This is a genomic window from Streptomyces sp. NBC_01003 (genome assembly GCF_045162695.1).
Lineage (GTDB): Bacteria > Actinomycetota > Actinomycetes > Streptomycetales > Streptomycetaceae > Streptomyces.
This window is the reverse complement of record NZ_CP108707.1, coordinates 8,570,238-8,585,954: the sequence shown is the minus strand read 5'-3', so window position 1 is coordinate 8,585,954 and position 15,717 is coordinate 8,570,238. Positions and strand designations below refer to the sequence as shown.

At 72.9% G+C, this 15,717-nt stretch carries 15 protein-coding genes; 3 read left to right on the top strand and 12 right to left on the bottom strand.

What is annotated here, in order from left to right; all coding sequences use genetic code 11:
* The first annotated feature begins 4 nt into the window (after positions 1-4).
* Positions 5-3,229, top strand: coding sequence for a BTAD domain-containing putative transcriptional regulator (locus OG698_RS39220; RefSeq protein WP_406108789.1), 3,225 nt, complete (start codon positions 5-7; stop codon positions 3,227-3,229).
* 141 nt (positions 3,230-3,370) lie between these two features.
* Here the strand turns inward: OG698_RS39220 and OG698_RS39215 are convergent, their stop codons facing one another.
* The 4 genes from OG698_RS39215 to OG698_RS39200 are packed head-to-tail and all read right to left on the bottom strand — an operon-like array spanning position 3,371 to position 8,181.
* Positions 3,371-4,525, bottom strand: a complete 1,155-nt coding sequence (locus OG698_RS39215; RefSeq protein ID WP_406108788.1) for an XdhC family protein — start codon at positions 4,523-4,525, stop codon at positions 3,371-3,373.
* Positions 4,518-6,656 (bottom strand): xanthine dehydrogenase family protein molybdopterin-binding subunit, encoded by a 2,139-nt coding sequence (locus tag OG698_RS39210; protein ID WP_406108786.1) that lies wholly within the window; start codon positions 6,654-6,656, stop codon positions 4,518-4,520. The genes OG698_RS39215 and OG698_RS39210 overlap by 8 nt, the downstream gene beginning before the upstream one ends.
* On the bottom strand, positions 6,653-7,645 hold the full coding sequence (locus OG698_RS39205; RefSeq protein ID WP_406108785.1) for an FAD binding domain-containing protein: 993 nt from the start codon (positions 7,643-7,645) through the stop codon (positions 6,653-6,655). The genes OG698_RS39210 and OG698_RS39205 overlap by 4 nt, the downstream gene beginning before the upstream one ends.
* Positions 7,642-8,181: a (2Fe-2S)-binding protein gene (locus OG698_RS39200; RefSeq protein WP_399975284.1), complete on the bottom strand. Its 540-nt coding sequence runs from the start codon at positions 8,179-8,181 to the stop codon at positions 7,642-7,644. Before OG698_RS39200 ends, OG698_RS39205 begins: the two co-directional genes overlap by 4 nt.
* A 261-nt stretch (positions 8,182-8,442) precedes the next feature.
* Here OG698_RS39200 and OG698_RS39195 point away from each other — a divergent pair, with 261 nt between their 5' ends.
* Positions 8,443-9,021 carry a TetR/AcrR family transcriptional regulator gene (locus OG698_RS39195; RefSeq protein ID WP_399975286.1) on the top strand — a complete coding sequence of 193 codons (579 nt, stop codon included), beginning with the start codon at positions 8,443-8,445 and terminating at the stop codon, positions 9,019-9,021.
* A 39-nt stretch (positions 9,022-9,060) separates the two neighbouring features.
* Here the strand turns inward: OG698_RS39195 and OG698_RS39190 are convergent, their stop codons facing one another.
* The 4 genes from OG698_RS39190 to OG698_RS39175 all read right to left on the bottom strand — a co-directional run bounded on the left by OG698_RS39190 (position 9,061) and on the right by OG698_RS39175 (position 11,720).
* Positions 9,061-9,513 (bottom strand): STAS domain-containing protein, encoded by a 453-nt coding sequence (locus OG698_RS39190; protein ID WP_384251675.1) that lies wholly within the window; start codon positions 9,511-9,513, stop codon positions 9,061-9,063.
* A 278-nt stretch (positions 9,514-9,791) separates the two neighbouring features.
* Positions 9,792-10,442 carry a DUF305 domain-containing protein gene (locus OG698_RS39185; RefSeq protein ID WP_406108783.1) on the bottom strand — a complete coding sequence of 217 codons (651 nt, stop codon included), beginning with the start codon at positions 10,440-10,442 and terminating at the stop codon, positions 9,792-9,794.
* Positions 10,443-10,527: 85 nt separating this feature from the next.
* A complete protein-coding gene (locus OG698_RS39180; RefSeq protein ID WP_406108782.1) occupies positions 10,528-10,989 on the bottom strand; it encodes a DUF6153 family protein in 462 nt (153 codons plus the stop codon).
* A 170-nt stretch (positions 10,990-11,159) separates the two neighbouring features.
* On the bottom strand, positions 11,160-11,720 hold the full coding sequence (locus OG698_RS39175) for an NAD(P)H-dependent oxidoreductase (RefSeq protein ID WP_406108781.1): 561 nt from the start codon (positions 11,718-11,720) through the stop codon (positions 11,160-11,162).
* A gap of 125 nt (positions 11,721-11,845) precedes the next feature.
* On the opposite strand from OG698_RS39175, the gene OG698_RS39170 reads away from it, so the two are divergent.
* Positions 11,846-12,499, top strand: a complete 654-nt coding sequence (locus tag OG698_RS39170; RefSeq protein ID WP_406108779.1) for a TetR/AcrR family transcriptional regulator — start codon at positions 11,846-11,848, stop codon at positions 12,497-12,499.
* A 54-nt stretch (positions 12,500-12,553) separates the two neighbouring features.
* Here OG698_RS39170 and OG698_RS39165 read toward each other — a convergent pair whose 3' ends face one another.
* The 4 genes from OG698_RS39165 to OG698_RS39150 all read right to left on the bottom strand — a co-directional run bounded on the left by OG698_RS39165 (position 12,554) and on the right by OG698_RS39150 (position 15,705).
* On the bottom strand, positions 12,554-12,769 hold the full coding sequence (locus OG698_RS39165) for a hypothetical protein (protein WP_399975298.1): 216 nt from the start codon (positions 12,767-12,769) through the stop codon (positions 12,554-12,556).
* An 89-nt stretch (positions 12,770-12,858) separates the two neighbouring features.
* Complete coding sequence (locus tag OG698_RS39160) at positions 12,859-13,797, bottom strand: AraC family transcriptional regulator (RefSeq protein WP_406108777.1); 939 nt, start codon at positions 13,795-13,797, stop codon at positions 12,859-12,861.
* A gap of 34 nt (positions 13,798-13,831) precedes the next feature.
* Positions 13,832-14,755 carry an NADP-dependent oxidoreductase gene (locus OG698_RS39155; RefSeq protein WP_406108776.1) on the bottom strand — a complete coding sequence of 308 codons (924 nt, stop codon included), beginning with the start codon at positions 14,753-14,755 and terminating at the stop codon, positions 13,832-13,834.
* A 179-nt stretch (positions 14,756-14,934) separates the two neighbouring features.
* Entirely contained in the window at positions 14,935-15,705 is a 771-nt protein-coding gene (locus tag OG698_RS39150; RefSeq protein ID WP_406108775.1) for a hypothetical protein, read from the bottom strand.
* Positions 15,706-15,717: the final 12 nt, after the last annotated feature.

Genomic DNA, 15,717 nt, shown 5'->3' with positions numbered 1-15,717 from the left:
TCCCATGCGGTTCGGGGTGCTTGGTCCACTGACGGTGCGGGACGGCGACGGGGAGCCGGTCGTGGTTCCCGAGGTGAAGGTCCGGGCCCTCCTCACCGCACTGCTGGTCCACGAGGGGCGGCCCGTCTCCGCCGACCGCCTCATCGACGGGCTGTGGGGCGACGACCTTCCCGGAAACCCCGCCAACGCCCTCCAGGCGAAGGTCTCCCAACTGCGCAGGGCGCTCGGCCGGGACCGTGTGGTGCGCCAGGCGCCCGGTTACCGGCTCTGCCTCGACGAGGCCGGTGACGAAGTGGACGCGCACCGCTTCCTGAACCTGGTGGACCGGGCGGGATCCGCGGCGGGCCCGCGCGAGCGAGCCGAACTCCTCACCGAGGCACTGGAGTTGTGGCGTGGTCCGGCGTACGCAGATTTCGCGGACGAGGAGTTCGTACGTACTGCTGCGCAGCGCCTGACGGAGCAGCGGCTGGCCGTCCTCGAGGAACGGGCCGAGGCGCTCCTCGAGTCGGGCGACCTCACGCTCCTGACCGGGGAGCTGGCGGATCTCGTCGCGCGCCATCCGCTACGGGAACGGCTGCGCGCCGTCCAGCTGCGGGCGCTGTATCTGACGGGTCGGCAGAGTGAGGCGCTGGCCTCGTACGCGGAGCTTCGGGGCCGGCTCGCGGACGAGCTCGGGCTCGACCCGAGCCCCGAACTCGCCGCGCTCCACGAGGCGATCCTGCGCCAGGACGCGTCGCTCGCCCCTCCCCCGGCCTCTCCTGCGGGCGCCGTGCCTCAGTCCACACCTCCCCGGTCGAACCTTCCCGCCCCGCTCACGGCGCTCGTGGGCCGTGACCGTTCACTGGCCGAGATCGCTCAACTCCTCGCCACGGAACGGCTGGTCACGCTCACCGGCCCGGGCGGGGTCGGCAAGACGCGGCTCGCGGTCGAGGCGGCACGGCGGACCCCGGACGCACCCGACGGGGTGTGGCTGGTCGAACTCGCCGGTGAGCGTCGCGGGAGCGTGGCCGATCTGGCGCAGGTCGTCTCGGCGGCGCTCGGCCTGCGGGACGACGCGCTTTCGGGGCCGCCCGGGCAAGGCGCGACGGCCGCTCCCGGGCAACGGCTCGCCGCAGCTCTGCGGGACCGCAGGTCGCTGCTCGTCCTGGACAACTGCGAGCAGGTCGTCGAGGCGGTGGCGCAGCTCGCCGATACGCTGCTGAGCCGCGCGCCGCACCTGCGGATCCTGGCCACCACCCAGGAGCCGCTGTGCGTCGCCGGGGAGACGGTGCATGCGGTCGAACCACTGCAACCCGAGGACGCGGTACGCCTGTTCACGGCGCGCGCCGCGGCGGCCTCCCCCGGGTTCTCGCTCGACGAGGCCTCTCCTGAGACCTGTGCGGCGGTACTGGAGATCTGCCGGCGCCTCGACGGCATCCCGCTCGCCCTCGAACTGGCGGCGACGCGCGTACGGGCCCTGGGCGTAGGGGAGTTGGCGGCCCGGCTCGAGGACCGCTTCCGGGTACTCACGTCGGGGCGACGGGGTGCCCCGCCGCGTCAGCAGACCCTTCGGGCGGTCATCGACTGGAGCTGGGAGCTGCTCAGCGCTCCTGAGCGGACCGTGCTGCGGCGCCTGGCCGTGCACCGCGACGGCTGCACTCTGGAGGCGGCGGAGGAGGTGTGCGCGGGCGGCGGGGTGCACCGCGACGAGGTTCTCGACCTCGTGACGCGGCTGGTCGACCGGTCGCTGGTCGTCGTGGTGACCGGCCCCGGAGGTACGGGCCCCCGCTACCGGCTCCTCGAGTCCGTCGCCGCGTACGCGACGGAGCGCCTGCACGAGAGCGACGAACTCGACGGAGTACGCGACCGGCATCTGCGCCACTACACGGAACTGGCAGAGCGTGCCGAGCCCCGGCTCCGTGGGCGCGGGCAGCGCGAGTGGCTCGGCCGGCTCGACGCCGAGACCGCCAATCTGCGGGCGGCGCTCGACGAAGCCACGCGGCGCGCGTCGACGGGTGGTGCGGCCGATGACGCCGTGCGCCTGGCGACCGCCCTGTCCTGGTGGTGGCTGCTGCGGGGCCGACTGGGCGAGGCCCGTCGTGCCCTGTCTGCCGTGCTCGCCGTGGCGCCGTCCGCGGGCGAACTCCGGGTACTGAGCGATGCGTTCGGGCTGATGACGGGAGAGCGGCCCCCGGCGACGCCGTGCCCGGACGCCGCGGTCGCCGATCCTGTGCGGCGGGGGCGCGCCGTGTGGTTCTCCGCGTACGGCCTGTTCAGGTCGGGTGACCTCACCGCCAGCGAGGAGGCCGTCTCGCAGGCGCTCGCCCTCTTCGCCGCCGAGGACGACCGGTGGGGTACGGCGGCGGCTCTCGGGCTGCGGGCGATGCATGCTCTCATCCGCGGGGACCTGGCTGCGCTCGGGCGCGACGGGCTGCGCAGCGCGGCGCTCTTCCGTGAACTCGGGGACCAGTGGGGTGAGTTGCAGACGGTGGAGCCACTGGCGGCGCTCGCCGAGATCAAGGGTGAGTACGCGGAGTCCGCCCGGCGCCACGAGGAGGGCCTGCGTATGGCGCGGGAACTCGGCCTGGACGCGGAGGTCTCCGCCCGGCTGTCGGGCCTGGGCCGGCTCGCGCTGCTCGACCGCGGCTGGGACCGGGCAGCCGACCTGCACGAGCAAGCCCGGCGATCGGCGTCCGAACAGGGCTACAAGTACGGGGAACTCCACGCCGAGATGGGCCTGGCCCTCGGCGCACGCCGCTCCGGCGACCTCGATGCGGCGGAGGCGCATCTGTTGCGCATCCGCGACGAGTTCCGTGACGTGTCGTCGGAGGCGGGCGATCATCTGCTCCGGGCGGAATGGGGCTTCGTCGCCGAACTGCGCGGGGATGCGGGCGGGGCGGCAGCCCACCATCTCCTCGGCCTGGACGTCGCCTGCGCCATCGGCGAGCCGCGCGCCGTGGCCCTCTCCCTGGAGGGCCTGGCGGGCGCGGCAGCACTCACCGATGCCGCGGATCGGGCGGCCGAGCTCCTCGGGGCCGCGGACGCGGCCCGCCGCAGCGCGGGCGCCCCACTCCCACCCGCGGAACGCGGCGACGTGGACCGCATCACGGCGAGGGCGACGGCGGCGCTGGGTGAGACGGCCTTCGCGGAGGCGTACGGGGAGGGCGCGAAGCTGTCCCCCGAGGGGGCGGCAGACACCGCGCGGCTCCACTTTCACGCTGCCGCGTCGGACCAGGCTCCTGGGCACTAGGGAGCGCCTGGGACGAGGTCCACGGCCGCCGCGTTCCGGGCGCGGGTGCGCGACGCGCTCGCGGGGGCGCCCGCGCCTACCGAGTACGCACTCCTGCCCTTCGCCGACGAAGCCGAGCCGGGGCCCTCCGGCCGCCGAGGGTCACCTCTCCCCCGTCGCCAACAGGCGCCGCTCCCCCGCCTCGCCGTCATGATGGATCGGTGTGCGCGAGGTGGTCAGGGGTGCGCCCGTGCCGCCCTGCCTCGACGCGATGATTTCCGCGGCGATGGACAGGGCCGTCTCCTCGGGTGTGCGGGCGCCGAGGTCCAGACCGATGGGCGAGTGCAGGCGCGACAACTCCTCGTCGCTCAGGCCGACTTCGCGAAGGCGGCGGTCGCGGTCCTCGTGGGTGCGGCGTGAGCCCATCGCTCCGACGAACGCGACGGGCAGCCGTAGCGCGATCTCCAGGAGCGGGATGTCGAACTTCACGTCGTGGGTGAGCACGCACAGGACCGTGCGTTCGTCGGTTGTGGTGCGCCGCAGGTAGCGGTGCGGCCAGTCGACCACGATGTCGTCCGCCTCGGGAAAGCGGGCCCGCGTGGCGAAGACGGGGCGGGCGTCGCACAGCGTCACGTGATAGCCGAGGAACTTGCCCGCACGGACCAGCGCCGCCGCGAAGTCGACAGCGCCGAACACGATCATCCGGGGCGGCGGCACGCTCGACTCGACGAACAGCGTCAGGTCGGCGTCGCAGTGGGAGCCGCCGGCCGAGAGGTCGAACGTACCGGTGCGGCCCGCCGCGAGCAGGGCCCGCGCCTCGGCCGCCACGGTCCGCTCGAGGCCGGAGCCTCCGCCGAGCCCTCCCTCGTACGAGCCGTCCGCCCCCACGAGCAGCGCTCCGCCCCGCAGTTCGTCCGGTCCGCGGACCACCCGGGCGAGCGCGGCCGTCTCGCCCCGGGCGGCGGCCGCGAGCGCCGCCGCGAACACGGCCCTGTCCAGCGCGTCGGCGCGCACCGGCGTGACGAGGACCTCGATGACCCCACCGCAGGTGAGCCCCACGGCGAAGGCGTCCTCGTCGCTGTAGCCGAACCGCTCCAGGACGGACCCGCCGTCCTGGAGCACCTGCACACACAGGTCGTAGACCGCCGCTTCGACGCAGCCGCCGGAGACCGAGCCGATGACGGTGCCCTCGCTGTCGACGGCGAGGGCGGCGCCGGGCTGGCGGGGTGCGCTGCCGCCCACCGAGACGACGGTGGCGACGGCGAAGTCCCGGCCCTGCCCGGCCCACCGGTTCAGCTCGCCAGCGATGTCAAGCATCGCCGTCACCTGCGGCAGGGGCCCCGGCCGACAGTACGCGGTCGGGCCGGATCGGCAGGTGCCGGTGGCGGACGCCGGTCGCGTGCCAGACCGCGTTGGCGACGGCGGCCGCCGCGCCCACGATGCCGATCTCGCCGATGCCCTTGATCCCGACGGGGTCGTCCGCGTCGGGATCGTCGACCCAGTCCGCCTCGATCAGGGGTACGTCGGCGTTGGCGGCGAAGTGGTAGCCCGCGAGGTCGGCGCCGACGTGACCGCCCGTGGCCTGGTCCCTGATCGCCTCTTCGTGCAGTGCCATGGACAGTCCCCAGATCATCCCGCCGATGAACTGGCTGCGCGCGGTCAGCGGGTTGACGATCCTGCCGGCCGCGAAAACGCCGAGCATCCGCCGTACGCGTACCTCGCCGGTGGTGACGTCGACGGCGACCTCGGCGAACTGGGCGCCGAAGGAGTGCCGTTCCTTCTGGGAGAGGGAGCCGACGGCGGCGCTGGTGTCGGATCGCACGGTGATGCCCTGCGGCGGAATGTCGCCGCCCAGGGCCAACTGCTCCCGCAGGTCTCGCGCGGCGGTCGTGACGGCCCAGCCCCAGGAGCGGGTGCCCATCGAGCCGCCCGAGATCGCCGCCGGGCCGAAGTCGCTGTCGCCGATGCGCACATGGACGCGCTCGCCGGCCACATCGAGGGCCTCCGCGGCGAGCAGGGTCAGCGCGGTCCGCGCCCCCGTGCCCACGTCCGACGCGCCGATCCGCACCGTGAAGGTACCGTCGGCCTCAGCGGTCACGGCCGCCGTGGACGGTGCCACGATCACCGGGAAGGTGGCCGCCGCCGTGCCGGTGCCGAGCAGCCAGCGCCCTTCGCGCCGCACGCCGGGACGTGGGTCCCGGTCCGCCCAGCCGAACCTGCGGGCCCCCTCGTCGAAGCAGGCCAGCAGGTTGCGGGAGCCGAACGGCAGCCCGGAGACCGGGCCCACGTCCGGCTCGTTGCGGGCACGCAGCGCGATCGGGTCCATGCCGCACCGTTCGGCGAGTTCGTCGAGCGCGGACTCCAGGGCGAACGAGCCCGGAGCCTCACCGGGGGCGCGCATGAAGGTCGGCGTCGGCACGTCCAGGCGCACCACCCGGTTGACGCTGCGGTGAGCGTCGGCGGCGTACATCGGACGCCCGAACCCGGCGCTGGCCTCGACGAATTCGTGGACCGTCGACGTGAGGCTGTGCGCCTGGTGGTCGAGAGCACGCAACCGCCCGTCGGCGTCGGCGCCGAGCCTGACGCGCTGGGCCGTGGGGCTGCGGTAGCCGACGAGCGAGAACATCTGACGTCGGGTCATGACGACCCTGACCGGGCGGTCGAGTACGGTCGCCGCCATCACGGCGAGGATCTGGTGCACGCGCACACCCTTGGACCCGAAGGCACCGCCGATGTGCTCGGACCGCACCCGCACCGAGGCCGGGTCGAGCGAGAACAGTTTCGCCAGCTCCTGCGCCACCCACATGCTGCCCTGGTTCGAGTCGACGACTTCGAGGCGTCCGCCGTCCCAGCGCGCCATCGCCGCGTGCGGTTCCATCGAGCTGTGGTGCTCTTCCGGGGTGGTGTACTCCGCGTCCACGACATGGACGGACGCGGCGAGTTCGGCCGCGAGGTCGCCCTTCTCCGCCAGCATGCCGTCGCCGTCCGGTGTGTAGATGCCGGCGTGTCCGGCGGAGAACGCGACGTCGTGCGGCTCCTCGTCGTACCGCACCACCAGCGCCTCGGCGGCCTCCCTGGCCTGCTCGGTGGTCTCAGCGACGACCAGCGCCACCGGCCAGCCCACGAACGGCACCCGGTCGTGCTGGAAGACCTCGACGATCGGGTCGGGCCGCCCCAGCATGCCGACGTAGTTCCCGTCGACGCGCGGCGCGTTGCCGTGGTGCAGCACGGCCAGCACCCCGGGCATCCCGCGGACGGGGTCCGACTCGATCGAGCGGATGCGGCCGCGGGCGACGGTGGACAACACCAGCCAGCCGTGGGCGAGTTCGGCGGCGGGGACATCCCCCGCGTACCGGGCTGCCCCGGTGACCTTCTCCAGCCCCTCCACCCGGGTGTACGAGGCGCCGACGGTGCCCGTCACCGGGGCTGCCGTGGTCGTCGTGGTCATCGGGCGGCCTCCTCGGCGAGCTCGGTCAGCACGGCCACGACGAGATTGCGCATCAGCGTCACCTTGTATCCATTGTGGGGCAGCGTCTCGGCGGCCGCGAGTTCGGCTTCCGCGGCGGCGACGAAGGCCTCGGCGGTCGCGGGGCCGCCGGTCAGGGCGCGTTCGGCCTCGTGAGCGCGCCAGGGCCGGGACGCGACCGCCCCGAAGGCGAGGCGCACTTCGTGGACCGTTCCGTCCCGGACGTCGAGCGCCGCCGCGACGGAGCCGATCGCGAACGCGTAGGACGCGCGCTCGCGGACCTTGCGGTAGCGGGACAGGGCGGCGACGGGCGTCGGGGGCAGGATGACGGCGGTGATCAGCGCGCCGGGCGGCAGAGCGGTCTCCACGTGCGGGGTCTCCCCCACGGGCGAATAGAACTCCGCCAGCGCCAACTCGCCCGGGCCGTCGACCGTCTCGTACGAGACGACTGCGTCGAGCGCGGCGAGCGCCACTCCCATGTCCGAGGGGTGGACGGCCACGCACTGCGCGGAGGCGCCGAGGATCGCCGCGTTGTGGTGCTCGCCCTCGATGGCGGGGCAACCGCTGCCCGGCGTGCGCTTGTTGCAGGGTTTGGCCAGGTCGGTGAAGTAGCCGCAGCGCGTGCGCTGGAGCAGATTGCCGCCGACGGTGGCCATGTTGCGCAGCTGACCCGAGGCACCGGCGAGGACGGCCTGCGCCAGCATCGGGTAGCGGCGCCGCACTTCGGGATGGGCGGCGAGGTCGCTGTTGGTGACCGTCGCACCGATGCGCAGGCCGCCTTCCGGCGTCAACTCGATCTCGCCCAGCGGCAGTTCGCGGACGTCGACGAGGTTGGCGGGCCTCTCGACGCCGATCTTCATCAGGTCGACGAGGTTGGTGCCGCCGCCCAGACAGCGCGCGTCGGGGTCGGCGTCGAGCAGGGCGACCGCGGCGGGCACGTCGAAGACGCGCTCGTATCCGAACTCCTTCATGCGACGGCCTCCGTTCCTGCGGCGCGGGCGACGGCGTTGACGATCGACACGTAGGCGCCGCAGCGGCACAGGTTGCCGCTCATCCGCTCCCGGATCTCGTCGGCGGTCAGCTCCGGAACGCCCGCCTCCGGCCGTACGTCGGCGGTCACGGCGCTCGGCCAGCCCGCCGCGTGCTCCTCGATGACCGCGAGGGCCGAACAGATCTGGCCAGGAGTGCAGTAACCGCACTGGTACCCGTCGAGATCGAGGAACGCCTGCTGCACCGGATGCAGTCCGTCGGCGTCGGCCACGCCCTCGATGGTGGTGATCTCACGCCCCTCGGCCGCCACCGCGAGCTGCAGGCAGGAGACGGCGCGGCGGCCGTCGAGGAGGACGGTGCAGGCGCCGCACTGGCCCTGGTCGCAGCCCTTCTTCGTGCCCGGCAGATCGAGGCGCTCGCGCAGTGCGTCGAGCAGGGTGGTGCGGTGGTCGACGGGCAGCGTGTACTTCTCGCCATTGATGTTCAGCGTGATGACGCTGGACGTCGATGGGGCCATGATCAGCCTTCTTTCGCTCATGGGTGCGAGAGCTGTACGTGGAGGGAGAACTTCGGGGTTTCGCGCCTGTCGCGCGCTCGGCGGCCGAAAAGCCGCTTGCGGTGGTCACCGGCCCTCCACTCGAGCCGGGTCTGCCGCTATGGTGGAGCCAAGCGGACAACTGTCCACTACGCCGACGCTAACGGACGACTGTCCGCTTAGCAAGGGCATACCGGTTCTTGGCACTGCCGTACGGATTCGCGATTCCCGGAAGGGGGACGGGTGCAGCCGAAGAAGGAAGCGCCGCTCCGCTCGGACGCGCAACGCAATCGCGACCGCATCCTGGAAGTGGCGCTGACCGAGCTGACACGGTCGGCGGACGCCCCGCTGAGCGCGATCGCGAAGAAGGCATGCGTCGGCCAGGGCACGTTCTACCGCAACTTCCCCAACCGCGAGTCCCTCGTGCTCGAGGTCTACCGCTACGAGATGCAGCAGGTCGCCGACACCGCGTCCCACCTGCTCGCCACCCGCGCGCCCGACGAGGCCCTGCGCGCATGGATGGACCGCCTGGCCCAGTACGCCATGGCGAAGGCCGGTCTGGCGGACGCGCTGCGCCAGGCCACTACGCGCGGCAGCCTCGCCGCCCTCGGGCACGGCCCGGTGACATCGGCCATGTCGCTCCTGCTCACGGCGAACGAGGAGGCGGGCACGATCCGCCCCGGGGTGACACCGGAGGACTTCGCACTCGCCATCGCCGGGCTCTGGCAGATCGACCCGCACGGCGACTGGCAGTCGCGCGCCGGGCGGCTGCTCGACCTCGTCATGGACGGCCTGCGCGCCGGTGCGCCGGGAGCCGCCTGAGGCGGGCGAGTCGCGCGCGACCTCGCGCCGACGGCCCGGTCAGGGCGTGGGCGGCCGGGGCCGCGGGGGTCTGGGCGGCCCGTCGTCCAGCGCGTCGGGGCTCGTTACGGGTGGCCAGACCGGCCGGTGCGTGGGAGGCAGCGACAACAGGGCCTGGCCGACGGACCGTTGGGCGGGGAGGAGATCGACACTGCCTGTCTGGGTGAGCAGTTCGGTCAGCCGGCGCCCCGCCCCCGCGAGGAGGAGCTTGCCGCCGCGGCGGTCCAGGAGCCATCGCATGGCCAGCAGGCAGTAGAGACCGCGTGAGTCACAGAAGGAGAGCGCGGTGACGTCGAGGACGAGGTACGGGTGACCCGCGTCGACGCAGGCGCCGAGCGTGCCCAGGAAGAGTCCCTCGGCGCTCTGGTCGAGTTCGCCGCTGACCCGCAGCACCGCGCAGCCGTCGCAGCTCGCCAGCTCGGTGATCATCAAACGATGGCTCTGCGTGGACATCACACCTCCATCCGGCCGACGTACGAAGGCCCTTGGCGTCGAGCCTCGCACACACCGGCGCCGGTCCCCGAACCGGACAAGTGCCCCGGGGTGGCACGATCAGGCCGTGCCGGGCCCCGGTTCACGGCCGGCGCGGGTGCCGGGCGACCGTTGCGGTGAGGGTCTCCCACCATGCCCCCGATCGCGCGTGACGTCACGGGTCCGGCGGGGAGCAGCGTGGGCGTGCACCCCGCCGGCGTGTGGCCGACGGGGTGCACGGCGCGCCCGCGCAGGCTTCTTCAGCTCTTGCCGAGCACCTTGTTCATCTGCCCGATCTCGGCGGTCTGCGCGGTCACCACGTCCGCGGCGAGGCGCGTCGCGGGGCCGTACTTGCCGTCGGACTTCTCGGTCCTGCCCATCGCGACGGCGCCCTCGTGGTGCTTGACCATCATCGCGAGGAACTTCTTGTCGAAGTCGTCGCCGGACGCCTTCTTGAGCTCGTCCATGTCACCGGCGCTCATCATGCCGGGCATGGACGAGGACATGTCGTGGCCCATGCCCGACATTTCGGCGGGGACTTCCTCACCCCATGCGGTGAGCCAGCCGGACATCTCCTCGATCTCGGGGTCCTGGGCCCCCTTGATCCTGGCGGCGAGGCTCTTCACGTCCTTCGACGCGGCGCGCCCCTCGGCCAGTCCGGCCATCTCCACGGCCTGCCGGTGGTGCTGGATCATCTCCTTGGCGAAGGAGACGTCGGCGCTGTTGCGGCTGTCCGCGTTGCTGTGGCCGTCGGCCTGGGTCGACGCGGCCGGACGGGAAGCGGACTCCTTCGCGCCCATGTCGTGTCCCCCGGCCGGCCTGTCGCTGCCGCATGCGGCGAGGACCAGGGCGGCCGCCCCTGTGGTGGCGGCGACAAGGGCGCGGCGGACGAACGTGCGGTGTGTGGTCATGCGGAACTCCTGATGCTGATCTCGGTGAAGGGCTCGCGCGAGCGCGGCGCCGCCCGTTGGGGCATGCGGTACCGCGCGGGCCGTTCTAGATCCGCAGGAGTTGGAGTTCGGAGAGTGACGGCGGGGCACGGCCGCCGTCGGGGCCACTGCCGGCCGAGGAAGTGCGGGCCTCGGGGCGGGCGGGGCAAGTGATCACGTCGGGGAGCAGCGCGGGGGCGACTGCCGGGGGGCCTGCGACGGAGGCGGAGGCGCAGACCGAGTCGGCGTGCGCCATGTGCCCTTCGCAGCCACCCTCTCCGTGGTCGCACATGTCGGGAGCAGAAGCCTTGACGCCTTGCCGCTCGGGCCCGGCATGGTCAACCGCGTCAGCGGCGCCACCCGCACCCGTCACGGGCGCGGACGCCGGGTGCATCTCGCCGTGCGCCCCTGCCGGTACGGGTCCCAGGCCGTGCATGCCGAGCAGGCCGAGGAGCACGGCACCGACGAGCAGCCCGAGGAGCCGCAGCGTCAACTGCGGTCGCGTGGGCTGTCCTGGGCGGGTGGTCACCGCTGCATCGTAGGCAGAGGGGATTGACGAGCGCGCTCCGGGGCCGCCACGGATCAGCCGTTCGTGGCCCGCCCCGGTTCGCCCCCCGCACGGGTTCCCCGTAAAGGGGTGCGGCCGGAGGCCGGGGACAGCTTCGTCCCCGACCTCCGGCCGCACTTGTGCCGGGAGCCTCAGGCAGCGGCGGGGGTGGCCTGCTCGCTCAGGCGGCCGACGACCTCGGTCAGCGCGGTCGCGACCTCGGAGTCGTCGGCGGGGTGGGTCTCGGCGAAGCGGGTGACGGAGCCGGGGATGGACAGCTTCACGTCCTCCAGGACCGCGGCACCGGCGATGCCCGCGGCCTTGCGCGCGTCGTCCTGCGCCCACACGCCGCCGTACTGGCCGAACGCGGTGCCGACGACGGCGACGGGCTTGCCGGAGATCGCGCCGGCGCCGTACGGGCGGGACAGCCAGTCGATGGCGTTCTTCAGGACGGCGGGCATGGTGCCGTTGTACTCGGGCGAGAAGAGGAGGAAGGCGTCGGTCCGACCGGCCACCTCGCGCAGGTGCGCGGCACCGGCGGGGACGCTTCCCTCGACGTCGATGTCCTCGTTGTAGAAGGGCACGTCGGCGAGGCCGTCGAAGAGCTGGATGTCGACGCCGGCGGGCGCGTGCTTGGCGGCGGCCTCGGCGAGCTGACGGTTGTGGGAACCGGCGCGGAGGCTCCCGACGAGGGCAAGGATGCGAACAGACATGGCGGAACTCCAGATATGGGCGTATGGATCTCGTGCGGGATCCAACCGGACCGAGGTCCGTTTAAAGTTGTACCACCTATACGGACTACGGTCCACTTGCCGCTTCCCGGCGCTACTCTGAAGCCATGACCGGCCCGATCCCCCCTCTCGTCACGACGCCCGGCGCCCCGGGCGGACCGACCGACCTCGCCCTGACACCGGCCGACGAGCGGCCGGCGCTGCGCGCGGACGCGGCGCGCAACCGCACACGCCTGCTGGAGGCCGCGTCGCGCCTGCTGTCCGGGTGCGGGGCGGCGAACCTGACCATGGAGGCGGTGGCGACAGCGGCCGGAGTCGGCAAGGGGACGGTCTTCCGGCGCTTCGGCGACCGCACCGGGCTGCTCATCGCCCTCCTGGACCACCGGGAGCAGCAGCTTCAGGCGGCGTTCCTGTCGGGCCCGCCGCCGCTGGGCCCGGACGCGCCCGCCCTGGAGCGCCTGCACGCCTTCGGACCCGCCCTCATCCGCCACGAGCGGGACCACCACGAGCTGATCCTCGCCGCGCGCACCGACCCCCTGCGCAACTACGCGGTCCCGGCGAACCGGCTGCGCCACACGCACGTCATGCTGCTGCTGCGCCAGGCGGGCTTGGAGGGCGACACCGATCTCCTCGCGCACACGCTGCTGGCCGCCGCGGACACCGCGCTCGTCCACCATCTGACCGTCGAGCGGGGCATGCCGCTGGACCGCGTGGAGGCGGGATGGCACGACCTGCTCGACCGGCTCGCGCAAAAGTCCTGACCGGCTTACGTGAACACCCTGACCGGCTCGCTCGAACGCCGGACGGGTGAGCAGTCACGAAGCCTTCTCCGGCCCGTCCGGGCCCCAGTTCTCGGGCCCCGCACCATGCCAGTCGATCAGTTCCGGGTCGTCGACGGTCGTGTCCGCCTCGGGAAGGCCCGCGGCGCCCAGGAATTCCAGGACGTCGAGCAGGTTGTAGGCGGTCCCCACGTCCTTGCCGCGAATCGTCACCCGCCGGCCGCCGTCAGGCAGGGGCGGGTGCACGGTCACGGGCGCACCTTCGGACATACCTCCAGAATGGTCCCGTCAACCCGAAAACGCACCCCCAACCGAACTGATATCCGAAAACCAGGCCCCGCCTACGCCACCCTCGCCTGCCGCCGGTAACCGCCCGGGGCGAGCCCGTACTCCCGCTTGAACGCCTTGGCGAAGGCGAACTCAGAGCCATATCCGGTCCGCGCGGCGACCGCCGTCAGGGGCGCGTCGGACTCCCGTAGCAGCCGGGCCGCCGTCGTCATGCGCCAGCGGGTCAGATACGCCATGGGCGGCTCCCCCACCAGCGCGGCGAACCGCCTGGCGAACGCGGCGCGGGACAGACCCGCCCGCTCGGCCAGCCCCTCGACGGTCCACTGGGTCGACGGGTCGTCGTGAATCGCCGCAAGCGCGGGCGCGACAGCCGAGTCCCCGAGCGCCGCGGCCCAGCCCTGCGCGGCCGAGGCCGGCTGATCGTCCAGCCAGGCGCGCAGGATGTAGAGGAGCAGCGAGTCGATCAGGGTGGGCACGATGCCGTCCGAGCCGATCCGCGGATTCTCCAGCTCGGAGCCGAGGAGCTGGACGGTGGCGCTCAGTTCCGGGTGGCGGCCGTGCCGCGTCGGCAGGTGGACCACCTCGGGCAACTGGCGTACCAACGGGTGCGGGCGGCCCTGGTCCAGGTGGTAGTTGCCGCACAGCAGGCTGGTCTCGGGGCCGTCCCCGCCGAGCGTCACCGAGCCGATCGGTGACCCCTCCCGGAAGTGCTCGGCCCTGGGCTCCTCGGCCTGGCTGGAGGGGTGGTCGGCGAGAATGTGGCCCCGCCCGTCGCGCAGGAAGACGACATCGCCGGGGCTGAGCGGGATCGGCTTCAAATGCGGGGCCGTGTCCTCCAGCGGGACCAGCCAGCAGGTCCCGTAGAGCACCACGTGGAATCCGGCGCCGGCGACCGGGGGCAGCCGCAGGCCCCAGGGAGCGCGGCCGTTGGTGCGGACGGACGCCGGGCGTCCCGTGCGCATCGAGGCCAGCGCCTCGGTCAGGATGTCCATCCGGCCTCGCCCTCCCTGGTGCGGCCCGTCCCGGTCAGACCGTCAGGACAATCTTGCCCTGTACATGTCCCGAGGCGACCAGTTCGTGGGCCTTGCCCGCCTCGTCCAGCGGGAACGTCTCCTCGACGTGCGGACGGACCGCTCCCGCGTCGACGAGTTCGGCGATGGCCTCGAGCGCGGCGTAGTCGGGCTCGACCGAGATGCCGGCGAAGCGCCGCCCGGCCGCCTCCACGCGCGCGGCGAGCTCCGGGTCGCCGTGCTCCAGAATGCTGATGAGCACGCCGCCGGGACGCAGCGCGCCGAGGGACCGATCACCCTGGGCCAGCGAGTCGAGGACGATGTCGGCGTCCTTGACGACGTCGGTGAATTCGGCGGTCCGGTAGTCGATGAACTCGTCGGCGCCGAGTCCGCGGAGGAAGTCGTGCCGGGCCGCGCTGGCTATGGCGGTCACATGGGCGCCCCGCGCCTTGGCGATCTGCACGGCGAAGTGGCCGACACCGCCTGCCGCCCGCTGGATCAGGACCCGGTCGCCCTCCTTCACTCCGGCGGCCTGCACGAGGCCCTGCCACGCGGTGAGCGCGGCGAGGGGGATGGCGGCGGCGTGCACGTGGTCGACCGACGCGGGCTTACGGGCCAGCTGGCGGGACGGGGCCGCGACGTACTCGGCGTAACCGGTGGCGGCGCGGGGGAAGAACGGCATCCCGTAGACCTCGTCGCCCACGGCGAACCTGCTACCGGGAGCGGCCTCCTCGACGACGCCGGAGATGTCCCAGCCGACGCCGAACGGGGGCTCGCCCAGCAGCGGGAAGGCGCCGGACCTGACGGCCACGTCCACCGGGTTGACCGCGGCGGCGTGCACCTTGACGAGGACCTCACCGGAGAGCGGCTTCGGCCGTTCGGTCTCGACGACCTCGAGAACCTCGGGACCACCGAAGGACTTCTGAATGACTGCACGCACAGTAACTCTCCCTGTTTCAGCTGGAGTTGGGGGCACCGACCCCGGATCCGGCCAGGCGCCCTGCTTGATGTCTCAACCGTAGGGAGATCGAATGAGCCGCTGAATAGCCTTCCGTCTCGGCCGCATGTCCCAGCGTCTCGATGACCGGGATCTCCGGGCATGCGCGAGCGGCGGATCGCCTACGCGCGTTGCCAGACGACGACCGCGAGCGTCATCTGCAGCGCCCCCGGCGCTGCGGTCACCGTGAAGGAGGCGACGCGCCCGCCCTCCGTCCTGAGACAGCCCGTGACACCCTCCTGTACGTCCAACTGACGTTGCCCCACTTGGGTGTCGAGGAGGTCACCGCACTGGCGGGCGCTCGGTGCGCCCCTGCCGGACCAGCGCGCCAGCGCGTTGCCCGCGACCGCGTTCGACCCAGCGAGGCCCAGGTCACCGAGGGGCGCGCGCGACGGTGGGACGGAGTCGAGGAACCACCCCGTGGTCATGTCCGTGCCGTCGCCCCGCGTCTCGCCGTTCAGCTGCACCGAGCCGCACAAGTGCACGCCGATCACCGGCGGGGGCAGGGGCGTGGAGTCGGCAGGGGGCGCGGGCGGCGGGGACGACTCCGGTGCACGAGGCCGCGAGGGGGCGGGGGAAGGAGACCGGGACGGCGATGGCGAGGCGGGTTCGCTCGTGGTCGGGTCGGCCGGCGGAGGATCATCACGCTGCGGCGGTGGCGAGACCCCGGACCCGGCCGCCGCACCGCCCGGCGTCGAGCCCGACGAACTGTGCACGAACGCGACGAGGCCCAGCACGAGAGCGACAACTCCGATGAGTGCGACGGGAATTCGCGTCTTGCGCGAGGTCAGCGCGGGCAGCTCCCAGCCGCCCAGTTTCACGGTCTCACCGATCGCGGCGGCTACCAGACAGACAAGGCCGACGACCCACAGCATCACCACGTTCGCCAGCACAACCTACCCCCG